The organism is Dyella sp. LX-66 (genome assembly GCF_018599165.1).
In the GTDB taxonomy this organism is placed as follows: domain Bacteria; phylum Pseudomonadota; class Gammaproteobacteria; order Xanthomonadales; family Rhodanobacteraceae; genus Dyella_D; species Dyella_D marensis.
In genome coordinates this window covers 13,748-36,241 of the sequence record NZ_JAHFVJ010000011.1, presented here as the reverse complement: position 1 = coordinate 36,241, position 22,494 = coordinate 13,748, and the positions used below count along the sequence as shown (strand labels likewise).

Genomic DNA, 22,494 nt, shown 5'->3' with positions numbered 1-22,494 from the left:
GACATGGCATTGACCCCACAAGCACAGGCGGTAGTCGACGCGTTCGGCCACCAGCCCGGCGTCACCGCGACCCAGCTGCAGAATCTGCAGAACACCATCAACGCCTCGCCGGCGCTCACCCAGGAAGTCAACGACGCGGTGGCGCAGGGGCATCTGCAGCGCATCGTGGCGCTCAACAATCCGCATGCCGGCGGCGAGTACAGCGCGCCGGACAAGGAAATGCGCCTGCCGCTGACCATGCTGGACAATCCGGCGAGCGGCGCCTACGACAAGGGCGAAGCCACCTTCGTGCTGGGCCACGAGCTGCAGCACGGCTTCAATGCCGCGGACAAGGCGCAGGCCACCGCCAAGTTCGGCCAGGAGCTCACCGCGGTGGCGCAGTCGCCCGGGCAGGAGCACGACTACACCGCGCCGATCGGCAACCTGATCGCCGCCAGCCGACGCGACGAGGCGGGCGCGGAGATCTCCGGCTGGAACGCCATCGTCACCGCCGCGCAGAAAGACGCCACCGACCACCATCGCCCGGCGCCGACGCTGCAGGACATCTACAACCAGCGTCCGTTCCGCATGAACGACTTCATCAACGTGGACAACAGCCACGTGCCGCCCACCTATTCGCTGAAGCCCAATCTCGAGGTGGACGCGAACATGCACATGCCCACCTCGGCGAAGAACCTCGAAGGCATGGGCCAGAATTATTTCGACCGCGTCAGCACGCTGGGCCACAACGGCAACTCGACCTACGCCAACTACTACGCCGCCAACGCCATCAGCGACGCGATCCGCTTCGAGCGCCACTACAATCCGCCGCAGCCGGGCCAGCCGGGCCATGACATCCGCATCGACATGGCCAACCTGCACCTGAGCCCGAGCATCGTGGCGCAGAACGGCATCAACCTGGGCAGCGCCACCGCCGCACCGGTGCCGTATGTGGACAAGAGCACGGGCACGGCGGTGAACGCGCAGTTCCGCCATACCGCGGCCAGCCATACCTACACGCCGATCGCGCCCGCACCCGGCGAAGCCGGCGTCACGCGGCTGGACCAGCCGGCGCATCCCGACAACGGCCTGTATCGCCAGACCCTGGACGCCGTGCACCGCCTGGATGCCCAGGTTGGCCGCCAGCCCGACGTCAGCAGCAACAACCTCGCCGCGGCGGTGGCGGTGCAGGCGCGCCGCGACGGTCTCAACGAGATCAACCACGTCGTGCTGAGCGAGGACAAGAGCAAGGCCTTCGGCGTGCAGGGCGACCTGCATTCGCCCACCAAGCAGATCACCGAGGTGGGCACGGCGCAGGCGGTCAATACCTCGGTCGCGCAGAGCAGCCAGCAGTGGCAGCAGCACCGCGCCGCGCAGCCGGAACAGCAGGGCCAGCATCAGCAGCAGAGCCAGCAGAACCAGCAGCAGGGGCAGCAGGCCCAGGCGCGCTGAACAGCTTGAGGTAGTGCCGACGCGTTTTGCGCGCTGGCAGGACAGCAGACTTATCGAGGTGCCGCTTGCCGGCACCTCTTTTTTTCCGGCTACGCCAAGGCCGGGAATGGACGAGCCATTCCCGGCCTTGTGCAATTACAGCGAGAAACGCAAGGCGCTGGCGCGCCGTTCAACCAGGCCCATCGCCGGCTGGTCCTGCAGGCGCAGGTCGCGCAGTTCGTACGGCGGGGCCACGCCGTGCAGGCTGGCCGGATCGAAATGCAGGCGCAGTTCGCCGCTGCCCGCTTCCAGCCACGCCGCCGATTGCGCATACGCCACCGGAACCTGCTGGCCATTCGCACCGCGTGCGTACAGCACGCCGGATACCGCATAGCGGCTTCCGCTGCGGACATCTACGCCGAGCGCGATATCCACGCCGCCATCGCTGGCGCGCTGCGGTTCGGCGTTGCCGATGAAGCGGGCATCGGGCACCGCTACCGCGATCGCGGTGTTGACGTTGCGGCGCACCTCGCGGCCGTTGGCATCGGTGCCGGTCACGGTGCTCTGCACTTCCCACAGGCCGGGTATCGCTGCCTGCTTCGCGGGGCTGGCCGTGGCGACGAAGCTGCCGTCGGCCTGGCGCTGGAAGCTCAGTGGCGTGGTCTCGCCGTCGGGCGAACGCAGCACGCCGGTGGCTGCGCCCAGCGCGCGTTGCTGTGTGCCGTCGCGCAGGTTCAGCGCCACCTGCAGGTTGCCGCCGAGCAGCAGCTCGGGACGGTTGGCCTGCGCCTCCACCACCAGCGGACTCTGCGGCTCGTAGACATAGACGACGTAGCGGCCGTGTGCCTTCGGCGCCTGCAGCGTGGTGCGGCCGGCGCCGAGTTCCGTGCGCAGCTGCAGCGCCATCGAAGCATCGGTGGCTTCCATGCCGGCGGCCTGCAACTGCGCGGTATCGGCGACGTGGCGCGTGGCCGCGTTGCCATCGAAGCGCTTGCCGCCCACCTGCAGGCGCAGGTCGGCCGGCTGCAGGCGCGTGCCGCCCTGGCCGGGGCTGACGCGGATGATCGCGCCGGGCGCGGTGGTGGAAAGATCGACGCCGCGCTGCAGTTCGGTGTCGCTCACCTCGCGCCAGTATTCGCGGCTTTCGCGGCGCACCGCTTGCGGCGTGGCCTGCAGCGATTCGGTGGCGTTCAGTGCCCAGCTCACCTGGATCGGCTGCCGCTCTTCATGCACCTGCGGCGCGGCCGGCGCGAGCCGGCTCGATACCGCGGCGGCGGGGCTGGCCATGCGGGCATGCACCAGGGTGGGAACCAGGTCGCCGGCCTGCGCGGGCAGCAGGTTCTGCGTGGCGGCGAAGGCGGACAGGGGCAGGGCGCCGGCGAGCAGCGCCAGCATCAACGGTCGAATGCGCATGGCGGCTTATCCCTTGGTGTCGTTGGCGAGGATGGATTCCAGGCCGAAGCAGGCGCGGCGGCTCTGGTTGTGGTTCAGCACCGCGCCTCCGCTGGTGCGCTGCGTATCGCGGAACCACACGCTGCCGGCGGCCGAGGAACTGCTGCAGTTGATGAAGCCGTCCGAACAGCTGTCCAGCCAGTTCTGCGTGATTTCCAGGCCCACGCTCTGCGCATAGCCGCCGCAGTAGCTGTCGCCGTCCCAGACCGCCGAGGTGACGTCGGTGCCGACCACGGCGCGGAAAGCTACTGGCAACGACGGGCGACCCGCGGTGCCCAGCAGGTTCTGCTGGTTGTAGGTGGCCATCCAGCTCACCTGCTGCATGCGCACTGCGTCGTTCTGGTAGCCGAGCAGCCAGCCCAGCGCCGACTCGAACACGTTACCGTTGATCACGGCGTCGGCCAGCGGCGTGCCGGCGCTGGACGGCGCGATCGCATTCACCCGCACGATGCGGCGGATGATGTTCGGATAGCGCGCGTCGTAGGTGGGATTGGACAGGATCCAGCGCATCACGTTGCCGCCGTTGGAATGCGTGATCACGATCAGGCGGTCGATATTGCGGCTGTTGATGAAGTCGGTGAGCTGTTGCGCCAGGCAGCCGGCGGCGCGGTTGTCCCACATGTACTGTTCGAAGTCGCAATTGACGACGAGCAGGTTCTGCTTGTCGGTGAGCCCGTTGCGCACGCCTTCGACCATGGCCGACTGCCAATAGTCGTTCGCCGCGTCGGTCTGCTTGCCGGTGCCGTGCACCAGGGCTACGCCGGTGGCTGCATGGGCCGTGGCGCAGGCCAGGCCGAGCAGCAGGATTCCCATCAAAGTTCCGATCGAACGTCGCACGTCAGTTCCCTCCTTGAGTGGGCGCATGGCGTGCAGCCATGCGCGGGTATGGCGTCCGTGCGGGACGAGCGGTGTCGTCGGGAACGGCGCGCCTGCGAGCCGGGCGCGCATGGAGAGCGATGGCGGCGATGCCTGGTGCCGGCTTCCATGCGGACGTAGGGCTGAGCGCGGGGAATCTAGCGGGCCGATCGCCGCGGATTCTGTGAAGCGGTGCGGCTATCTTCGTTGCAGCAAGGTGTCATGCGTGCGCGGCGCGGCTTTTGCGCGCACGGCGTGAGGAAGCTGTGAGCTGGCGGCGTTGACGTTTCGAACGTTTCGAACGAAACGCTGCCAGCTTCGCGAAGGTTTTCAGGCGCGCTGCGCGGCGGTGCCGGAGACGCAGCGGTTGCCTGGCACATACCAGCGCCACGGGAAATCTTTCGCCACGCTGATGCCGATGCGCGGGCCACCCACGATGTCGGCCGGGGGCGCGACGCCGTCGTCGACAACGGTATAGCCGTCCGTGGCGCTCACCAGGTCGATGCCATCCTGCTTGCCGTCGATGCCCAGTGCTTGCGTGAGGCGCGCGGGGCCGCGGCACAGGTCGCGATCGAGCGCGTTGCGCGGACGCGCCGCGCGCATCTGAGCCAGGCCGTGCAGCGGTTCCAGCGCGCGGATCAGCACGGCGCCGCCGGCACCTTCCGGGCCGCACACGCAGTTGGCGCACCAGTGCATGCCGTAGGTGAAGTACACATACAGATGCCCGGGTGGACCGAACATGGTCGCGTTGCGCGGGGTCTTGCCGCGATAGGTGTGTGCCGCGGGGTCGACGGCGCCGGCGTAGGCTTCCACTTCGACGATGCGGCCGGCGCGGCCATCGGAGGCGGCGAAGATCTTGTTGAGCAGCAGCGGCGCTACGGTGACCGAAGGGCGGTCGAAGAATGCGCGCGGCAGCGTTGTGCCGGGCCAGTGGATCGAGGTTTTTTTACGAGCCACGTGCATGGTCCCTGGCGTGCGCAGCGAAGCGCGCTGCTAGCGCCGCGCCCGAATACGTGCTGTCGTCGGTGATCTCCCTGCCGGCGAAATGCGGAGGAACATAGTCCGCCGCCGCCTGTTCGTTGTCGAAATCGATTTCGAAGATCGCCAGCGCGGGCGACGAAGGATAGATGTCGATGGCGCCGCCTTCCACGGCGTAGCGTTGCTTATGCACGCGCAGGCCGGGCAGGGCGCGGAGCGCCAGATATTCTTCCGGCGACAGGTAGAGGTTGGTGATCGGATTGGCCAGCGCATCGCCGCGGCCGTATTTCTTGCACAGCTTGTAGGCCACCTCGCCATCCGGCGCCTCGATGCGGCGCAGGCGCAGCAGGCTTTGCTCGATGTAGCAGTCTTCGATGTGGCGGCAGGGCAGGTGGGTGAGCTCGGGCAGGCGCGCGGGTTCCACCAGCCAGCGCCGTTCGATTTCCGGCAGCGAATATTTCGGCGGGTTCATGCGCGCTACGGGTCCTGGCCCAGGCCCAGCGAGGCCTTCCAGGTTTGCCAGGTTTCGAGATAGTCGGCGCGATTGAGCGACTCGGCCAGTTCGCTGACATAGCCGTACTCGGCTCGCAGCAGGGCAATCCGGTAGTCCTCTTCGATCAGGAAGATCCACGGCACGTTGTCGCGCCTGGCCTGGTCGAGCATCGACTCGATGGTTTCGATCTGCGCCTGCATGGCGCGTTGCCGCTGCAGCAGCAGCGCCACGGCTTCGCTGGGTTCCATCACGCTCAGCAGCGACAGCGCCACGCCGAACTGCGGGTATTCGTGCTGGGGCGTGGCGGTCCACTCGCGCATCCATGCGTAGAGCTCGTGCCGGCCCAGGGTGGTCAGTGCGTAGACCGTCCGCTCGGGCCGCGAGGTATCGCGCAGGGTTTCGTGCTCGACGATGTAGCCGGCCTTGAGCAACTGCTCCACCACCATGTAGAGCGAGCCGCGGTTGTATTTGATGTTGCGGTCCTTGCCGGTGTCCTTGAGCCGCTTGCCCAGCTCGTAAGGGTGCATCGGACCGGTCAGCAGCCAGGCCATCACAGCCAGGGCCAGCGGATTGGACACTTTTCGACTGCTCACCGGGCCTCCTGTCGCTGCCTTGGGCAGTGTCGGTGGCCTGATGGTTGAGATCAACTAGTCAGCATCAACTATTTGGCCTATAGTGCCGGCCCATGACGCCGAATCCGCCCGTATCCGATGTCCCCGATCTGCTGCGCCGGCGCGTGCTGGTCGAGGCCTACGATCCCGCCTGGCCGCTGCAGTTCGAGCGCTTGCGGGCCGGTATCCAGGCCGCCGTCGGGGACGCCGCCATCGCCATCGAGCATGTCGGCAGCACCTCAGTGCCGGGGCTGGCGGCCAAGCCGATCATCGATATCGACGTGGTCGTGCCGTCCCGCGCCGACATGGCGGCTGCGATCGAGCGGTTGGCCGGGATCGGCTATTTGCATGTCGGCGATCTGGGCATCGAAGACCGCGAGGCGTTCGAACCGCCGCCGGGTTCGCCGCCGCATCACCTGTACGCCTGCGTGCGCGGCTGCGTGGCGCTGGAAAACCATCTGAAAGTGCGCGACTACCTGCGTGCCCATCCGAGCGCCGCGCAAGCCTATGGCGAGCTGAAACTGTGGCTCGCGCAGCAATACCCCTACGAGCCATTCCGCTACAGCATGGGCAAGACGGATTTCCTGCTCACCGTGCTGAGCGACGCAGGGTGCCGCGCCGACGATCTGCGCAAGGTCCGCCGCGCCAACTCAGGCGTCTGACGCAAGGCGCTTCAGACCGAACCCGGCGGCGCAGCGGCAACACCCGCCGCATCCAGCCGCAGCCGATGCCGGAAACGCCGGCTCACCCGCAGCTCGGTACCGTCGGCCAGCGTGAGCAAGGCATCGCGCGTCGGCAGCAGGGCGAACCTGCGCACGCGGTCGAGCGCGACGATGGTCGAGCGATGGATGCGCGTGAAACGCGCGGGATCGAGGCGCTGCTCGATCCCATCCATGCGCGCATGCAGCATGTGCATGCGCGGGCCGCAATGCAGGATCACGTAATCGCCGCTGGCCTCGATCCAGTCGACCTCGTCCGCGGGTATCCACAGCGTCCGGCCGCCCTGCCTGGCCTCGAAGCGGGTCAGCCATGCATCGCCGGGCGAGGTGCCGGCCTGCAACAGCCGCAGCAGCTGGTCGACCTGCTCGCCGGCCCGTTGCTCGTGCAGGCGATGCCGCGCGATGCGCAGCGCTTCGTCGAAGCGGTCGTCGTCGATCGGCTTCATCAGATAGTCCAGCGCATGCACGCGGAACGCCTCCAGCGCATAGGCATCGTAGGCGGTCAGGAAGATCACCAGCGGCAGCTCGGCGGGATCGAGCCTGGACAGCATCTCGAAGCCGTCCATGCCAGGCATCTGCACGTCGAGAAAGAGCAGGGCCGGGCGCAGGGCCTTGATCTGTTCCAGCGCGCTCTCGCCGGAGTCGGCTTCGCCCACGATGTCGACATCGTCGACCCGCCGCAGGCACACCCGCACGCCGCGGCGCGCCAGCGGTTCGTCGTCGACGATAAGCACGCGGATCATGCCGCCGGACCTGTAGCGGCAAGTTGCGGGATCTCGATGAGCGTCTCCCAGCCACCGTCCGGCGTGCCTTGCGCGTCGAAGCGATAGCCATCGCCGTAACGCGCGGCAAGCCGGGCACGTGTGTTCGCCAGCCCCAGGCCACCGCCCTCCGGCCGCTTCTTCAGCATGCCCTCGGCACGGTTGCGGATAAGGATGCGCACGACCTCGCCATCGCCGGTCACGCTGAGCGACAAGCTACCGCCTTCGACGAACGGCGCGATGCCATGGCGGATCGCATTTTCCACCAGCGGTTGCAGCAGCAGATGCGGCACCGGCGTATCGAGCACACCGGCATCGCACTGCACCGTAGCGGCCAGGCGCGCGCCGAGGCGGATCTGCTCGATCTCGATGTACTGCTGCACCTGGGTCAGCTCCTTCGCCATGCTTACGTCGCCTTGCCGCGTGGGCTCCAGGGTCGAGCGCAGGAAGTCAGCAAGGAGGGCGATCATGCGCCGCGCCGCGCTGGTCTCGCCCTCGCCGACCAGGGTGGAGACGCCATTGAGCGTGTTGAACAGGAAGTGCGGCGTGATCTGGTAGCGCAGTGCCTTCAGCTCCGCGTCGCGCGCCAGCGTCTCGGCGAGCAGCCACTGGCGCTCGCGCTGCTGCGCTTCCTGCCAATGCCAGGCACCCCGATAGAGCGCGGCCCACGCCACCAGCATCAGCGTGGGACTGAAGGCGTTGGCGAAGCCGACGAAGGCCACCGCATACCAATGCGCCGACTCCGCCGGCGGATGGCCGAACGCCGTTTCCAGCGCGGCGCCGGTGGTCGAGCACACGATGCCCATCGCATAGGCGCAGGCGATGACGATGCCGAAGGTGCGCGGCCACGACGCCTTCGCCACCGCCAGTCGATGGCTGATGGCGAGGATGACCGGGCTGCACAGAAATGCCATCGCCGTGGTGCCGAGGAAATACATCAGCACCGGAAAAACATTGCGATAGGGCAGCGCGCCCAGCGCACTGACCACGCCATAGCCCAGCCATCCACCGAAGTGGATCAGCCAGAACCGGGGGCGCTGCCTGGGATCGATGGATTCCGTCATGGGTAGAAGAGTTTGCGCCACGCCAGGTATGCGTGGAAGCCATCCACGTACCGGTTGACGGTCGCAAGCGGTCCGCCCACCGAAAAGCGCAACTGCGCCGCGGAATCGGTTGCTAGCCTGCCGGCCGACTCCAGCGAGGAGTCTGGCCTGGAATGCGGGAGCACACGATGGCGAACGATGCATACAACGAGTCGACGCGGCTCATCATCAAGGCGACCTTGATCGCCGGTTTCCTCGACCTGGGCTCGGCCTTCGTCTATGCCATGCTCGAAGGCCACCCGCCGCTCGGCGTGCTGTTCGCCATTGCCTCCGGCGTCTGGCCCGGCGCACGCAACGCGGGCCTGGCGGGAATGCTGGCCGGCGTACTGCTGCATTTCGCCATCATGAGCGTGATGGCCTCGGTCTACATGGTGCTGGCGCGCCAGTGGGCATGGACCGGGCGGCATCCTTTCATCGCCGGCAGCCTGTATGGCCTGAGCCTGTGGTGCGTGATGTACCTGATCGTGCTTCCGCTGCGCTGGCCGTCGATCCTCCAGCGCGTGAACATGATCGGCCTGGGCGAACAATGGTTCAGCCATATCGTGCTGGTGGGCATCCCGATGGCGCTGCTGGCCGCGCGTTACCGGCAGCGGCTGCTGCGCAAGGTCGCCGTGGCGATGGATCGCTGATAGGGTGCCGGCGAATCTGGCGATCGCCAGAAGTTCAGCGGAGTGGCGTATGACGGTTTCCGATCCGGCCGGTATGGATCCCGCATGGGAAGCTCGTATCGAAGACATCTGGCGAAGCGCGCCGTCCATGGCGCCCGCCGAGCTGGTGCAATCGATCGACACGCTGGCGCGGGAACGTCCCGACGGCGATGCGCTGGCGCTTTTCGAGCGGGCCTGCGCGCGTGACACCGCGGGCATGGAAGCACAGGCGGAGCCGCTGTACCGCGCGGCGCTGGCCACCGGTGCACTGGACGAGTACCGGCGGGCGCGCGCGAATATCCAGCTGGGCAGCACCTTGCGCGCGCTCGGCCGGCTGGACGAAAGCGAACGCCTGCTCAAGGCCGAGCTGGACCGCCATCTGGAACCCGGCCATCCCGCCACGCTGCATGACGAAGCCAGGGCCATCATGGCGCTGACCTATCTGGCCCAGGGCCGCGCGATCGACGCCGCGGGCCTGCTGCTGAACACGCTCGGCCCGCATCTCTCCCGCTACCAGCGGACCGTGGCGACACACGCGTCCCGCTGGACCGGCGCGACCTGGTAGCCGCACCACGACGATCCGCACTTCCTGCCGCACGTCAGCGTTGCTATAGAGCGGCGAAACGCGCGAGGTGCGACGCATGGCGACACCACAAGGCTTTCGCATGGCACGGCGCGGCATCGAGCGCCTCGCGCCCGGCTATGCGCCGCCCCGGCACCAGCATTACGAATGCCTATGCCACGGTGCTGTTGCGGGGCTGCTTCGAGCAAGCCAGCTGTGCCGGTCGCATGCGCGTCGCGGCAGGCGACGTACTGGTCCAGCCCACACTCGATTGCCATGCCGATCGGATGCTGAGCGCCGGACTGACCGTGTTGCGCCTTGCCTGGCCGCGCGACGAGGGCTGCGGCGGCGTCCATGCCGGCTGCGACGTGGACATGCTGGCGCGCCTGGCGGAGCGCGACGTGGTGGAAGCGGCGGCAGCCCTGCGCGAGCAGCTTGCGTGCAGGCCGACGCGGCCGTCCCTGATGGAAGACCCCGCCGATATCCTCGCCGCTGCGTTGATGCAACCCGATGCGCCGGCGATCAACGCATGGGCCGAACGCCTGGGCATCGCGCGCGAGACGGTGTCGCGCGGCTTCACTCGGCTGTATGGCGTGTCGCCCAGTCGTTTCCGTGCCGATGCGCGCGCACGTGCCGCGTGGCTGCGCATCACTGGCGAACGCAAACCGCTGGCGGCGATCGCTGGCGATTGCGGTTTTGCCGATCAGGCCCATATGACACGCTCCGTTTCGCGCCTGACCGGCGCAACGCCAACGGCCTGGCGCGCGAGGTCACATTCGTTCAAGACGCCCACCGACAACGGTGCCACGCTGCCGGAATGATCGCTCTCCTGCTCGCTCTCGCCCTGGCCGGCCCCGCCGAAGCCCCGCTCGAAACCACGCTGCGCGCGAAGGACCAGGCGCTGCTCGATGCGATTGCCCCCGGCGACCGCGCACTGTGGGAGCGCACGCTGGCCGACGATGCCATCTATGTCGACGAGAACGGCAGGATCATGGACCGCCAGGCCTTCCTCAAGTCGCTGGTGCCGTTGCCGCATGGCGTCAGCGGTTCCATCGCGATCACCGAATACCGTGTGCAACGGCACGGCGACAGCGCCTTCGTCATCCACCAGGACGAAGAGCACGAGATGTTCCATGGCCAGGCGCTGCTCGCGCATTACCTGATGACCGAAACCTGGCGGCTCGAACGGAACGAGTGGAAGCTGGCCTCCGCGCACGTCTACGTCGTCAACGACGATCCGCCGGCGATCGCCTTGCCGGCGACGAAACTGGCCGAGTACACGGGCCGCTACCAGGCGGCGCCCGATCTGCACTACGTCGTGCGCATCGAGCACGGCATCCTGCTGGGCGGCACCGAGGGCGGCACGCTGCAGCCGCTGCTGGCCGAAGCCGCCGACGTGTTCTTCCTCAAAGGGCAACCGCGCAAGCGCCTGGTATTCCGGCGCGACGGGCAGGGCAAGGTGGTGGCTTTCGCCTTGCGGCGCGAAGGGCATGACGTGAGCTGGGCAAGACTGCCTTAGCCCGAAGCGGTGCGGATTGCACCCATGCGTGGACGAGTGAAATCCCATTCGGGCGTCTAGTGGCGCAATCGCCGCGTGCCTAAATTACCGGCACGCGAATCGCTCCAGGCCAATGCGCGCCGGAGCGGAGCAGGGACGGGCCGCCGATTCAGGCCCGCACCAGGCTCGCATCGCCACTTGTTTCTTCATCCAGATGTCCACTCCTGAGGAGTACCGCCATGTCCACCCAAACCCTGGTTGCCACCGCCGAATCGGCCACGCTGCGCAACAGCGCGGAACTTGCCGGGCGCATCCTGCTCTCGGTGCTGTTCCTGATGTCCGGCGTCGGCAAGATCGCCGCTTATTCCGCCACGGCCGGCTATATGGCTTCCGCCGGTGTTCCCGGTGCGCTGCTGCCGCTGGTGATCCTGGCCGAAGCCGGCGGCGCCATCGCCATCATCGCCGGCTGGAAGACCCGTATCGTGTCGGTGCTGCTGGCCGGCTTCACCCTGCTGACGGCGGCGCTGTTTCACAACCATCTGGCCGATCAGATCCAGATGATCATGTTCATGAAGAACGTGTCCATCGCCGGTGCCTTCCTGCTGCTCGCTTCGCACGGTGCCGGCCGCTACAGCCTGGATGCGCGCAACGGCGGCTGATCCGTCCATGCACGATCATGGCAAGCAATCCGCGGCACCGCCGGTTTCGCAACGGCGGTGCCGTCGGCTGCCTGGTGCGCTCAGTCCCGGTGTTGTGGACAATGGCCTGGTCTCCGCGACGGAGGCTTCCGCGCGGAGGCTGGCCATGGTCGATCTGAACGATATTGCGCTGTTCGTGCAGGTGGTAAAGGCAGGCAGTTTTGCCGAAGCCGCGCGCCGCACCGGCATGCCATCAAACACTGCCAGCCGGCGCATCCAGCAACTGGAAGAACAACTCGGTCTGCGCCTGCTGCACCGGTCGACCCGCAAGCTGGCTCTCACCGACGCCGGCGAATCGCTTTACGCACGCAGCGCCGAGCAGATTGAAGCCCTGTCGGAAGCCACCCTGGAGTTGGCCGAAGGCAGCCAGGTGCCCAGCGGCAAGGTGCGCGTGGCGGCGCCGGCGGATTTCTTCAACTGGTTCGAGCTGGCCTGGATCAACGAGTTTCTGGCCGATTTCCCCAAGGTAAGGGTGGAGTTCGCGCTCAGCGATGCACGCGCCGACCTGGTGGCCGAAGGGATCGACATCGCCATCCGCACCGGTGCGGTCACCGAGCCCACGCTGATCACCCGCCGCGTCGGCAGCAACCGCGCCTGCCTGGTGGCGGGCCGCAGTTATCTGGCGGCGCGCGGGGTGCCGCAGTCGCTGGACGATCTCGCCGACCACGATTGCATTGCCAACCCATCGGCTGCCGGCCGGGTGGTGTGGCATCTAGACGGGCCCGATGGCGCTACCGACGTGGAAGTGCGCGGACGTTTCTGCGCCAATGCGGCATTGGCCTTGCTGAAGGCCTGCGTTGCCGACATGGGTATCGCCTTGCTGCCCGACATCATGACCACGCCCTACCTGCGCGACGGTGAACTGGTGCGTGTCCTGCCCGATTACAGCGTCGAAGGCCTGGAGCTGTTCCTGGTCTACCAGAGCCGCCGCCAGATGCCGCGCGCGGTGAGTGCGTTCATCGATTTCCTGATGAGCCGGATGCTCGCCACGGGACTGGTGCACGTGCCGTCCTGACGCGGCCCGTGCCCGCGCATGGCCGCGCTCCGCGGCCGATTCCTTCCACTGATGGACGAATCAAATCCGCCAGCACCGGCTACTGCCCGCGGCTGGCGAGGTCCACATTGTCGTGGTGGCGCGATCCCGCGCCGGATCGTTCCGCCCACCCCAATGTCACGACCGCCTTTGCAAGGGAGTCCATGCACATGCTCAAGACCATGCCTTATCGCGAAACCCACATCGCCGTGGAAGACAACCTGCACCGCGCGATCGTCTACCGCACTCGCGGCCGCTCGCACGGCCCGATCACCCGCCTGATGAGTCCTTCGGATCTCGGCGAAGAACTCAAGCCCTTCGTGTTCCTCGACCTGATCGACGCCAAGGATCTCTCGCGCAATGCCGCACCGCGGATGGGCCTGCATCCGCACTCGGGCATCGCCACGCTGACCTGGTTGTTCGAAGGCGCGGTCGACTACGAGGACGACCTGGGCCGCAAGGGCAGCATCGAGCACGGCTGGATGGAATGGATGCAGGCCGGCAGTGGAGCCTGGCACGGCGGCGGCTTCGGCGATGCCGATCGCCTGCGCGGATTCCAGCTGTGGGTGGCGCTGCCGCCCGCGAAGGAGCTCGGCCAGCCTTTCAGCGCATACGTCGGCCCCGCTTCGTTGAACAGCGAAGGCCCGGTGACCGTGCTGCTGGGTAGCTATGGGCGCGCCAAGGCCGTGATCGAGGCACCTTCGCCGATCAACTACTTCGCCGTCCGTCTGCGTGCCGGCGAGACCTGGCGCTACCAGCCGCCGGCCGGGCATGAAGTGGCCTGGGCCGCGGTGAGCAGCGGTCAGCTGTGGGTGCCCAATGCGATCGATGCCGGTGAGATGGTGAGCTTCGAGGAAGGCGAGAAAGCCATCGAATTCCTGGCCGTGCGCGATACGGAGTTCGTGTTCGGCTCGGCCGCCAGGCATCCGCATGAGCTGGCGCTGGGCTATTACTCGGTGCACACCAGCGCCGAGGCGCTGGCTCGCGGCGAGGCCCGCATCGCCGAACTCGGGCGCGAACTGCAGCGGCAGGGACGGCTCAAGTAAGCACCGCCGCGCGTCGAAAACGCGGCTTAGTGGATGGCCGAGTACTCGGCAGGCAGCCAGCGATAGCCCTGCCTGCCATCGGCTTGCACATGGCCGATGCCCGGGAACGAAAGATGCGCGGCGGCGATCCAGTATCCCTGCCGCGCGGCCTCGGCCAGCAGCTTCTGGCGCGCGGCCTGCGCCGCCTGGCTGTCCACGTCGAAATGGATCGCGATATCCGGATGGGCGAACTGGATCGGGCCGACGTGGATGACGTCGCCCCAGACCAGCATTTTCTGGCCCTCGCTTTCCAGCAGATACGTGGTGTGTCCGGGCGTATGGCCGGCCAACGGTTGCGCCTTGATGCCGGGCATCAGCTCGGTGGCGCCATAGAAGGGGCGATACCTGCCTGCGTCCATGTAGGGCTTCAGCGCCTGCCGGGCACCTTCGAAGAAGGGCTTTTCATCGGCGGATGCTTTTTCCAGATTCGCACGGCTCAGCCAGAAGTCGCCTTCGGCCTGGTCGATACGAACCACGGCGCGGGGAAATACGGCTTTCCCATCGGACACCAGTCCGCCGACATGGTCCGGATGCAGGTGGGTGATATAGATCTCGTCGATCTGCTCCGGTGCATATCCGGAGGCCTTCAAGGCAGCGGCCATCCTGCCCAGGTCGGGGCCGAACAAGCCGCCGGCTCCCGTGTCGATCAAGACGAGCTTGCTGCCTGTATTGACCAGATAGGCGTTGAAGTTCATTTCGAAAGGAAGGCCGATATGCTGGGCGGCCAGCATCGCTTTCACGTGCTCAGGCGTGGTGTGAGTCAGTAACTGGTCGACCGGCAGGGGCGTGGTTCCGTCGGAGAGCGCGGTTACCTCGAACTTGCCCAGCATGAAGCGATAGTAAGTCGCATCGGTCTTTCCGATCTGCGCGGTAGCGGCTTCGGCGCCATGCCAGGGCGCGACCGTGCCGAGACCCAGTGCAACGGCGAGCAGCCAGTTCGATCGCTTGAAAATGGAAAAGCTGTGCATGGTGAAAATCCGTGGTTTCGCGCAGTGATGAAAAGGCATCGAAGGGAGGGGCGCCGTTGTTGGCCACTTCAATCTATGACCGAAGCCTGCGCGCATAAATACGCGCGCCGATGACTCAGTGTTATTCGGCCGATTAACAATGGCGGGCGCGTTAACGGGCTCGAACGACCGGCACGCGGGAAGCGGTTAATCTATTCGCGCGGCGAAGCCGGGCGCACTCGACCGCCATCGGCGTAGCGCTTACCGACATCCATGGGCGAGGCCAGGTTATGGACCGGCTGCAAGCGATGCGTATCTATGTGCAGATCGTCGAACGCGGCAGCTTCTCGCGCGCCGCGGACAGCATGCAGCTGCACCGGCCGGTGGTCTCCAAGGCGATCCAGGAGCTGGAGCAGGAACTCGGCACCCGCCTGCTCAACCGCAGCACGCGCAAGGTGAGCGTCACCGCCGAAGGGGACGAGTTCTATCGCCGCTGCGTCCAGCTCTTGTCGGGTATCGACGATGCGTTCGCCCACTTCCCGCAAAGCCGGGTCGCGCCCAAGGGCCGTCTGCGGCTGGATATTGCCGTTACCCTGGCCAAGGCGGTGGTGATTCCCGCGTTGCCTGATTTCAGGCGCAGATATCCGCAGATCGAGATCGTGCTCGGCGCCAGCGACCAGCCGGTCGACCTGGTGGGTGAGGGCGTGGATTGCGTAGTGCGGCTCGGCGAATTGAAAGATTCCAGCCTGGTCGCGCGGCGCATAGGCGCGGTGTCCATGGTCACCTGCGCCTCACCCGGATACCTGGCGCAGCACGGCATGCCGGCCACGCTGGAAGAGCTGTCATTGCACAAAGCGGTGAACTTCTACAGCGGCAGGCATCGCCGCATCGTCGATTGGACCTTTCGACGCGATGGAGAAGAAATCCGCTTGAAGCTCGACAGCAGCATGCTGACCGACGACTCCGAGGCGCTATTGGCCTGCGGCCTGGCGGGCCTGGGCCTGGTGCAGGGCGTGCGTCCGGCGCTGGAGCCTTATTTGAACAGCGGGCATCTGGTGGAGGTGCTGCCGCATTTGCCACCTAGCCCCAAGCCTATTTCCGTGATGTATCCCGAGCGCGCTCATCTGCCGGCCAAGACCCGCGTATTCGTCGACTGGCTGACCGATCTTATCGGCCGCACCTGTCCGGGCCACGCTGATTATTCATCGGCGCATTAACAGTCAATCCTGGTTTTGCGCGTTTATCCGCAAGTGTTCGCCGCCTAGAGTTTCAGGCCGTAGCGTCGAGCCGGGCATGCATGCCGCTTCGCCGCGCTTACTCTCGCGGAGGCAGTGTCATGGCAAGGCTAGTGCGTTTTTATCGTGTCGGCGGTCCGGAAGTCCTGCAGATCGAAGAGGCCGGCGTATCCGCGCCCCAAGTGGATGAAGTCCAGATCCGGGTGAAGGCGCTGGGCATCAATCGCGCCGAGGTGATGTACCGCACCGGGCAGTATGTTATCGAGCCGCGCTTCCCGGCCAAGCTGGGTTACGAGGCCGCGGGCGACGTAGTCGCCGTCGGCGCGGGCGTCAGCGGTTTCGCGGTAGGCGACAGGGTGAGCGTGATACCTGCGTTCTCCTTCGCCGATTACGGCATGTACGGCGAGTTGGTGAATGCGCCTGCGCATGCGGTGGTAAGGGTTCCCGACGGCGTGAGCTACGAAGAGGCCGCCGCCACCTGGATGATGTTCACCACCGCCTATGGCGCGCTGATCGACATGGGCGGTCTGCGCGCGGGCGACGCGGTGCTGCTCGGCGCGGCGACCAGCAGCATCGGCCTGGCCTCGATCCAGATCGCCAACATGGTCGGCGCCATTCCCATCGCATTGACCAACAGCCCCGCCAAGATGGAGTCGTTGCGTGCCGCCGGTGCTGCCTTGGCCCTGCAGAGCGATGCGCCGGACCTGGTGGAGCGCGTCATGGAGATCACCAACGGCAAGGGCGCACGCATCGCGTTCGACCCGGTGGGCGGACCGAATGCCAGGACGCTGATGCAGGCGCTTTCCTTCGAAGGCCTGTTCTATCTGTACGGAGCGCTCGACGCGCGCGACCTCGCGGTGCCGGTAATGGACATGCTGTCGCGGCATCTGACGGTGCGCGGCTACGAGCTTTTCGAGATCACCAAGGACGCCAGGAAGATCGAGGGCGCCAAGGCCTTCATCAGCCACGGGCTGGCCAGCAAGGCACTGCGGCCGCTGATCGACAAGGTGTTCCTGTTCGACCGGATCGCGGATGCCCACCGCTATATGGAGGCCGGCCAGCAGGTCGGGAAGATCGTCGTCACCGTATAGGCCGTGCACATCAGCGCGGCATCCGGCTTGTCTTCGACGACAGGCCGGATGCCGCGCGGCTTAGAACGAATACGCCACCGAAGCGCCCACGCCCCAGTCCGGGCTGCCGTCGGTGAAGCCCTTGCTGGCATACACCTGCGCCTTCCATTGGCTGGCGAACTTGTACGAGTAGTAGCCGGTCACTTCGCTGCGCGAGAAGCTCGTGCTGGCGGCTTTCTCGCGGTAGTCGTAGTACGCGCCGATGCTGCTCTGGTTGTCGATCTTGTAGCCGAGGCCGACATTCGCGCCGAACACGTTATTCAGGCGGATGTACTCGGAGCTGCCCAGCCAGGTGTAGCTGGCGCCGCCGAACACGGTCCAACGGCCGAAGCCCTTGTACAGATCCACCGCTGCCGTGTAGTCGTTCTTGCCTGTGCCCAGGCCCTTGTCTTCGTCGGCGGTGCCGAACTTCACCTTGCCGGTGAGATCGATGCCGAAGTTGGCGGCGTCGTTGCGGTAGGCCGAGTACGTGGCCGATGCAATGACATCGCCCAGGCCCGATGCCGAACCCGTAGTGGTGGTGTCGGCGGTGGTCGTCGTGGTGCTGCCCGACTGCCCCTTGCCTTTGCCCTTTCCGCGACCGTTCGGATTGCCGTTCTTTACCGGGCCTACGCCCGGGATCACGTTGTCCGGGCCGGATACGCGGATATACGGCACGACCAGCTTCAGCGACCAGTCGCCGGTGTCGTAGCCGAACGAAACCGGCACCTGGGTGATGTCGGTGGTTTCGGAAGTACCGTACTTGCCTGAGGTGTAGTCGATGCCGGCGCCGACCTTCACGGCGGGCGAGTCTTCGGCGTGCGCCGCCTGGGCCATCAGGCCCAGCACACCGAGGGCGGCGAGCGTGCTTGCATTCTTCAGCTTCATGTTCTTTTCCTTGGGGCAGCAGCAAAAAGGAGGCCCTGTGCGGGCCTCCTCGTCTTGTCGTAGTTATCGGGCAGGCTCAGCGGCCGCCGTGTTCCGGCTTGTCAGGGCGCTCGGGCTTGTCCGGGCGATCGGCCTTGGCCGGGCGGTCGGGCTTATCGGGACGGTCGGCCTTCGCCACTTTGTCGGCTTTGTCAGCCTTGTCGGCCTTAGCGACCTTGTCTGCCTTCGGGCCGTGCTCGATATCGGCGGTCGACGGCACTGGGCCATGCGCCTTGGCCTGGCCCATCACCTCGCCGACTTTGAAGCCGAGCGATTTGGCGATCTCTCCCCAGCCTTCGCCGGACGCGCGCGCGCTGAGCACGCCGGACAACTGCACGGTACCGGTGGAGGTCGTGATGGTGCCGCCGTTGAGCGCGGCCTGCAGATCGGCCGCCGTCGGGTTGGCAATGCCGGCCTTGGTCAGTTCTGCCTGGGCCAGCGCCAGCGCGATGTTGACGTTGCCCCAGCCCATCGGGCCGGTGGCTGGCGTAAAGGTGGTCTGCACGGCTGGCGTGGTCGCCGTGGCCGGCGTCACCAGCACCACCGATGTACCGCCGCGCAGGCCGGTGACCAGTGCGTTGGCGTTGCCGGCGGAGCCGGCGAAGGTGGTGTAGGAGTTACTGATGCGGGTGGATTCCACGGACGTCGTGGTGGTGGTCGTCGTCGTCGTGGCCGTCTGCGCGGTCGCCCCCCCGGCCACGCCGAGGCCGATGGCCGCACACAGTACGGAAAACGCGAGGAAATGTCTTTTCATGATTCGCCCTGGCAACGCATATGGGTTTGATGGGTTCCTCGCGAGGTGCCGCTGCAAAAGCGGCTGATGCACTCCGCACCTTTCATGTGGCATCGCAGCAGAGTTGCGTGCGCCATGGCCTCGGCGGCGGATACTGTCCGAGTGAAGAAAATAAGAAAAGGATGCGTGCATGCGAAGTTCAGCGAGCCGATTGGAACGCTTCAGCCGCGAGTTAGACATCGACAAAAGCCGTGCTTTTCATCACGAAATTGGGGCTATTTTCTTGCGTGAAGCTTTCTGCGCAAGAAGCGATTACCGCTGCCGGAAATCATGAGATGGCGCAGCTTTTTGCGCCGATGCCGGGCGCGAGCTAACGTGACGGACGGTTTTCGAAGACCGCGCTTATCCAATCCACTTATTCCGGGGAAGCCAATATGAAGCGCTTTATTTCTCTCGCCATCGCGATGGTTTTGCTTGCCGGCAGCGGTGTGGCCATGGCGTCTCCGCAAGATGGCCATGGCCGTGGTCATGGCAACGGCAACGGCAATGGCAATGGCAATGGCAATGGCAATGGCAATGGCAATGGCAATGGAAGGCAGTGGGATGACGACGACGGTCCCGGTCGCGGTCACAATCCCAAGAACGAGGGGCGCCATGACAATGGCAGACATCTTGGCTGGTACAAGCGGGGCGATCGCCTGCCGGATCGCTACTACAGCCGCACGTATTACATTACCGACTACGAGCGCTATCACCTGCGCCGTCCGGAACCTGGCTATCGCTGGGTACGCGCCGATGAAGGGCAGTTCTATCTGACGCTGATCTCCAGCGGCGTGGTGATCGATATCGCTACCGGGCTTTGATCTCGATCGGCGTGCCGGGAGAGCGCTTTCTTCCGGCACGCCACGCAATGCCGAAAAAAATTCTCCGGCGGTGTCGATTTTCGGGATTCCCATTCGTCGTTCCCATAAGAGGCCGATCCATTCGGCCCGAACCGGAGAACGACGATGCGCGTGATGGTGCTGGTCAAGGCGACCGAGGACAGCGAGCAGGGCTTCAAGCCCACGCCCGGGAACATGCGGATGCTCGAAGCGATGGACCGCTACAACGACGAACTGGCCAAGGCCGGCATCCTGCTGTCGGCCGATGGCCTCACGCCTTCCTCGGACGGCAAGCGCGTGGCCTTCGACGGCGCGGGCCGCCTGGTCATCGACGGGCCATTCGCCGAGACCAAGGAGCTGGTGGCCGGCTTCTGGCTGTGGAAGGTGAAGGACATGGACGAAGCGGTGGCGTGGGTGAAGCGCTGCCCCAATCCGATGCCGGGGCCGAGCGAGATCGAGATCCGGCCCTTGTACGAGATGGAGGATCTCGGCTTGGGTGCGGACGCCTGACATGTTCAGGTATGTGCATATGGGTTGCGATCGCCCCGGGCCAAATCGGCACGGGGCGTGGTATCGCCGCAGCCATGTATGTACCGCTCCGAAACCGCGAGTGTGTGCCATTGCACGAAGCACGATCGTATCGGCCCCATGCACACATAAATTTGCAAGGCGATGCAGATACTCGGTGGTTGCCACGCCCGGTGGCGATCATCGAGAGCCTTGCATGAATATCTGCAACCGTATTCCCGGCGCGCCGCGGGCTGGCGCCCGGCGCATCCGCCACGCGCTGGCCATCGGCGCTGCATTGGCCGCCGCGCCGTTGACCGCTGCCTTCGCGCAGAGCCAGCCGTTTGTCGCTGCCGGTTCACCGAACCAGGTCGCGGTGGCGAAGGCCTTGCAATCGCTGCCCGCGCGCAGCGCCTTGCGCACTTCGCTGCAAAGCCAATGGCCTGCCGATCCCGCTGCAGCCGGCGCTGCCTACGATCGCCTCTCCGGCGAAATCCACGCCGCGGTGGGCACGCAGATGATCGAGGACAGTCATTTTGCCCGGGACGCCGCTTTTGCACGGCTTTCCTGCGCGGCGGACTGCGCCGACGGCAGCCATCTGTGGGCGCAGGCCGCCGGCGGCTGGAGTCACCAGGGCAACAACGGCAATGCCGGCGCCATCTCGCGCGACATGGGTGGCGTGATGGGCGGCGTCGACACGCTGATCTTCGACAACCGCTGGCGCGTGGGCCTGCTGTTCGGCTACGACCATGCACGCATCGACGCGGACAGCCGCGACTCCACCGCCACCACGCACGACACCACCTACGGTGCCTATGCGGGCACGCAGTGGGGTGCGTTCACGCTCAAGCTGGGCGCTGCTTACGTGCGCCACGACATCGCCACCGACCGCTTCGTGCAGGTGCCGGGGCTCGCCGCGGCGCACCTTGGCACGGATTACTACGGCCATACCGCGCAGGTCTTCGGCGAACTCGGCTACGGCATGCATTGGGGCGGCAGCACCTTGCAGCCGTATCTGCAGCTGGCCCAGGTGCGGCAGAACTTCGAGTCGTTCCGCGAATCCGGCGGCGCCGCGGCGCTGGCCGGCAGCAGCCACGACGCGGACGTGACGTATTCGACGCTCGGCGTGCATTTCGTGGTGGACAGTTTTCAGCTCGGCACGGTGGCGGTGAATGCGCGCGCCGGCCTGGCCTGGCGCCATGCCACGGGCGATGTGGACGTCAACCACGCCTTGGCATTCCGCGCGGGCGGCAGCGCGTATGACCTGCACGGGCTGGTGGTGAGCCGCAACGTCGGTGTGCTCGATGCGGGCGTGGATTTCACGCTGGCGCCCGACGCCGTGTTCTCGCTCAGCTATACAGGCCAGGCCGGCAGCCAGCGCCTGGTGGACCAGAACGTAACAGCAGCCATGTCGGTGCGCTTCTGAGGCGTGTGCATAAGGGCGGTGGCCGGACGACCATCGCCCTTATGCACCACGTGCAAGGTGCACTCACTACAACCTTTGCACGGAGGAAGCCAATCATGAGCATCACGATTACCGCATTCGAGAAGTCGCCCGATGGCGGCAAGGGATTGGCGCGCGATACGCGAGTCCGCTGGGCGCTGGAGGAAGCAGGCTTGCCGTACGAAGTGCGGCTGGTTTCGCCGCGTGCGATGAAGGAGCCGGCGCATCTGCGGCTGCATCCATTCGGCCAGATTCCCACCTACGAGGAAGACGGGCTGGCCTTGTTCGAAACCGGTTCGATCGTGTTCCATATCGCCGAGCATCATGCGCAGCTGCTGCCGCGCGATGCGCATGCCAGGTCGCGTGCGATCACCTGGATGTTCGCGGCGCTCAATTCGGTGGAGCCGCCGATTCTGGATCTGGTCATCGTCAGGATCATCGAAGGCGACAAGCCCTGGGCCAAGGAGCGCACGCCCCTGGTGCAGGAGCGCATTCGCCAGCGGCTGCATCTGCTGGCCGCTCGCCTGGGCGAGGCGGAATGGCTCGATGGCGCATTCAGCGCGGGCGATCTGTTGATGGCCTCGGTGTTGTTGAGGCTCAGGCCGTCGGGAATGCTGGATGAGTTTCCGAGCCTTGCAGCGTATGTCGCGCGGGGCGAGGCGCGGCCGGCGTATCAGCGGGCATTCGCTGCGCAGTTGGCGATCAACGCAGCTTGAGACGCGGTGATCTGCAACTCTCCGTACCGCCAACCCGGCGCAACCGTACAAGACACCATCATTCCGGCGCAGGCCGGAATGACGGGCAAG

At 66.1% G+C, this 22,494-nt stretch carries 25 protein-coding genes; 15 read left to right on the top strand and 10 right to left on the bottom strand.

Annotated elements, in window-relative coordinates:
* Positions 1-3: 3 nt before the first annotated feature.
* Positions 4-1,431 (top strand): XVIPCD domain-containing protein, encoded by a 1,428-nt coding sequence (locus tag KK141_RS18345; protein ID WP_214572559.1) that lies wholly within the window; start codon positions 4-6, stop codon positions 1,429-1,431.
* Between the two features lie 135 nt (positions 1,432-1,566).
* On the opposite strand, the gene KK141_RS18340 is transcribed toward KK141_RS18345, so the two are convergent.
* The 5 genes from KK141_RS18340 to KK141_RS18320 all read right to left on the bottom strand — a co-directional run bounded on the left by KK141_RS18340 (position 1,567) and on the right by KK141_RS18320 (position 5,781).
* Positions 1,567-2,823 (bottom strand): DUF4785 domain-containing protein, encoded by a 1,257-nt coding sequence (locus KK141_RS18340; RefSeq protein WP_250901857.1) that lies wholly within the window; start codon positions 2,821-2,823, stop codon positions 1,567-1,569.
* A 6-nt stretch (positions 2,824-2,829) separates the two neighbouring features.
* Complete coding sequence (locus tag KK141_RS18335) at positions 2,830-3,675, bottom strand: hypothetical protein (protein WP_214572558.1); 846 nt, start codon at positions 3,673-3,675, stop codon at positions 2,830-2,832.
* A gap of 372 nt (positions 3,676-4,047) precedes the next feature.
* Complete coding sequence (locus KK141_RS18330) at positions 4,048-4,674, bottom strand: DNA-3-methyladenine glycosylase (RefSeq protein ID WP_345777616.1); 627 nt, start codon at positions 4,672-4,674, stop codon at positions 4,048-4,050.
* Positions 4,664-5,167 carry a hypothetical protein gene (locus KK141_RS18325; protein WP_214572556.1) on the bottom strand — a complete coding sequence of 168 codons (504 nt, stop codon included), beginning with the start codon at positions 5,165-5,167 and terminating at the stop codon, positions 4,664-4,666. Before KK141_RS18325 ends, KK141_RS18330 begins: the two co-directional genes overlap by 11 nt.
* 5 nt (positions 5,168-5,172) lie before the next feature.
* The gene (locus tag KK141_RS18320; RefSeq protein ID WP_214572555.1) at positions 5,173-5,781 is read right to left on the bottom strand and encodes a PadR family transcriptional regulator; all 609 of its coding nucleotides are present in this window, start codon (positions 5,779-5,781) and stop codon (positions 5,173-5,175) included.
* Positions 5,782-5,873: 92 nt separating this feature from the next.
* Here KK141_RS18320 and KK141_RS18315 point away from each other — a divergent pair, with 92 nt between their 5' ends.
* The gene (locus KK141_RS18315) at positions 5,874-6,461 is read left to right on the top strand and encodes a GrpB family protein (RefSeq protein WP_214572554.1); all 588 of its coding nucleotides are present in this window, start codon (positions 5,874-5,876) and stop codon (positions 6,459-6,461) included.
* Positions 6,462-6,472: 11 nt separating this feature from the next.
* Here KK141_RS18315 and KK141_RS18310 read toward each other — a convergent pair whose 3' ends face one another.
* Positions 6,473-7,261 (bottom strand): LytTR family DNA-binding domain-containing protein, encoded by a 789-nt coding sequence (locus KK141_RS18310; RefSeq protein WP_214572553.1) that lies wholly within the window; start codon positions 7,259-7,261, stop codon positions 6,473-6,475.
* The gene (locus KK141_RS18305) at positions 7,258-8,343 is read right to left on the bottom strand and encodes a histidine kinase (protein ID WP_214572552.1); all 1,086 of its coding nucleotides are present in this window, start codon (positions 8,341-8,343) and stop codon (positions 7,258-7,260) included. Before KK141_RS18305 ends, KK141_RS18310 begins: the two co-directional genes overlap by 4 nt.
* Positions 8,344-8,510: 167 nt before the next feature.
* Here KK141_RS18305 and KK141_RS18300 point away from each other — a divergent pair, with 167 nt between their 5' ends.
* The 7 genes from KK141_RS18300 to KK141_RS18270 all read left to right on the top strand — a co-directional run bounded on the left by KK141_RS18300 (position 8,511) and on the right by KK141_RS18270 (position 13,866).
* Positions 8,511-9,011: a DUF1440 domain-containing protein gene (locus tag KK141_RS18300; protein WP_214572551.1), complete on the top strand. Its 501-nt coding sequence runs from the start codon at positions 8,511-8,513 to the stop codon at positions 9,009-9,011.
* 49 nt (positions 9,012-9,060) lie between these two features.
* On the top strand, positions 9,061-9,594 hold the full coding sequence (locus KK141_RS18295) for a tetratricopeptide repeat protein (protein WP_214572550.1): 534 nt from the start codon (positions 9,061-9,063) through the stop codon (positions 9,592-9,594).
* A 137-nt stretch (positions 9,595-9,731) separates the two neighbouring features.
* On the top strand, positions 9,732-10,412 hold the full coding sequence (locus KK141_RS18290; RefSeq protein ID WP_214572549.1) for an AraC family transcriptional regulator: 681 nt from the start codon (positions 9,732-9,734) through the stop codon (positions 10,410-10,412).
* Complete coding sequence (locus tag KK141_RS18285; RefSeq protein WP_214572548.1) at positions 10,409-11,110, top strand: DUF4440 domain-containing protein; 702 nt, start codon at positions 10,409-10,411, stop codon at positions 11,108-11,110. Before KK141_RS18290 ends, KK141_RS18285 begins: the two co-directional genes overlap by 4 nt.
* 218 nt (positions 11,111-11,328) lie before the next feature.
* Entirely contained in the window at positions 11,329-11,748 is a 420-nt protein-coding gene (locus KK141_RS18280) for a DoxX family protein (RefSeq protein WP_214572547.1), read from the top strand.
* Positions 11,749-11,893: 145 nt separating this feature from the next.
* The gene (locus KK141_RS18275) at positions 11,894-12,802 is read left to right on the top strand and encodes a LysR family transcriptional regulator (protein ID WP_214572546.1); all 909 of its coding nucleotides are present in this window, start codon (positions 11,894-11,896) and stop codon (positions 12,800-12,802) included.
* Between the two features lie 188 nt (positions 12,803-12,990).
* Entirely contained in the window at positions 12,991-13,866 is an 876-nt protein-coding gene (locus KK141_RS18270; protein ID WP_214572545.1) for a pirin family protein, read from the top strand.
* A gap of 26 nt (positions 13,867-13,892) precedes the next feature.
* On the opposite strand, the gene KK141_RS18265 is transcribed toward KK141_RS18270, so the two are convergent.
* Positions 13,893-14,873 carry an MBL fold metallo-hydrolase gene (locus KK141_RS18265; protein WP_214572544.1) on the bottom strand — a complete coding sequence of 327 codons (981 nt, stop codon included), beginning with the start codon at positions 14,871-14,873 and terminating at the stop codon, positions 13,893-13,895.
* Positions 14,874-15,142: 269 nt separating this feature from the next.
* Between KK141_RS18265 and KK141_RS18260 the strand changes: the two genes are divergently transcribed.
* Positions 15,143-16,069 (top strand): LysR family transcriptional regulator, encoded by a 927-nt coding sequence (locus KK141_RS18260; RefSeq protein WP_214572543.1) that lies wholly within the window; start codon positions 15,143-15,145, stop codon positions 16,067-16,069.
* A 119-nt stretch (positions 16,070-16,188) separates the two neighbouring features.
* A complete protein-coding gene (locus tag KK141_RS18255; RefSeq protein WP_214572542.1) occupies positions 16,189-17,178 on the top strand; it encodes a zinc-dependent alcohol dehydrogenase family protein in 990 nt (329 codons plus the stop codon).
* Positions 17,179-17,238: 60 nt separating this feature from the next.
* Here the strand turns inward: KK141_RS18255 and KK141_RS18250 are convergent, their stop codons facing one another.
* Together KK141_RS18250 and KK141_RS18245 are read right to left on the bottom strand one after the other, a co-directional pair.
* On the bottom strand, positions 17,239-18,084 hold the full coding sequence (locus tag KK141_RS18250) for a transporter (protein WP_214572541.1): 846 nt from the start codon (positions 18,082-18,084) through the stop codon (positions 17,239-17,241).
* A gap of 76 nt (positions 18,085-18,160) precedes the next feature.
* Entirely contained in the window at positions 18,161-18,877 is a 717-nt protein-coding gene (locus KK141_RS18245; RefSeq protein WP_214572540.1) for a hypothetical protein, read from the bottom strand.
* Positions 18,878-19,290: 413 nt separating this feature from the next.
* Between KK141_RS18245 and KK141_RS18240 the strand changes: the two genes are divergently transcribed.
* The 4 genes from KK141_RS18240 (at position 19,291) to KK141_RS18225 (ending at position 22,404) form a co-directional block, all read left to right on the top strand.
* The gene (locus tag KK141_RS18240) at positions 19,291-19,719 is read left to right on the top strand and encodes an RcnB family protein (protein ID WP_214572539.1); all 429 of its coding nucleotides are present in this window, start codon (positions 19,291-19,293) and stop codon (positions 19,717-19,719) included.
* A 144-nt stretch (positions 19,720-19,863) separates the two neighbouring features.
* On the top strand, positions 19,864-20,247 hold the full coding sequence (locus tag KK141_RS18235; protein WP_214572538.1) for a YciI family protein: 384 nt from the start codon (positions 19,864-19,866) through the stop codon (positions 20,245-20,247).
* A gap of 214 nt (positions 20,248-20,461) precedes the next feature.
* Positions 20,462-21,670, top strand: a complete 1,209-nt coding sequence (locus KK141_RS18230) for an autotransporter domain-containing protein (RefSeq protein WP_214572537.1) — start codon at positions 20,462-20,464, stop codon at positions 21,668-21,670.
* A gap of 95 nt (positions 21,671-21,765) precedes the next feature.
* Positions 21,766-22,404, top strand: coding sequence for a glutathione S-transferase family protein (locus KK141_RS18225; protein WP_214572536.1), 639 nt, complete (start codon positions 21,766-21,768; stop codon positions 22,402-22,404).
* Positions 22,405-22,494 lie beyond the last annotated feature (90 nt).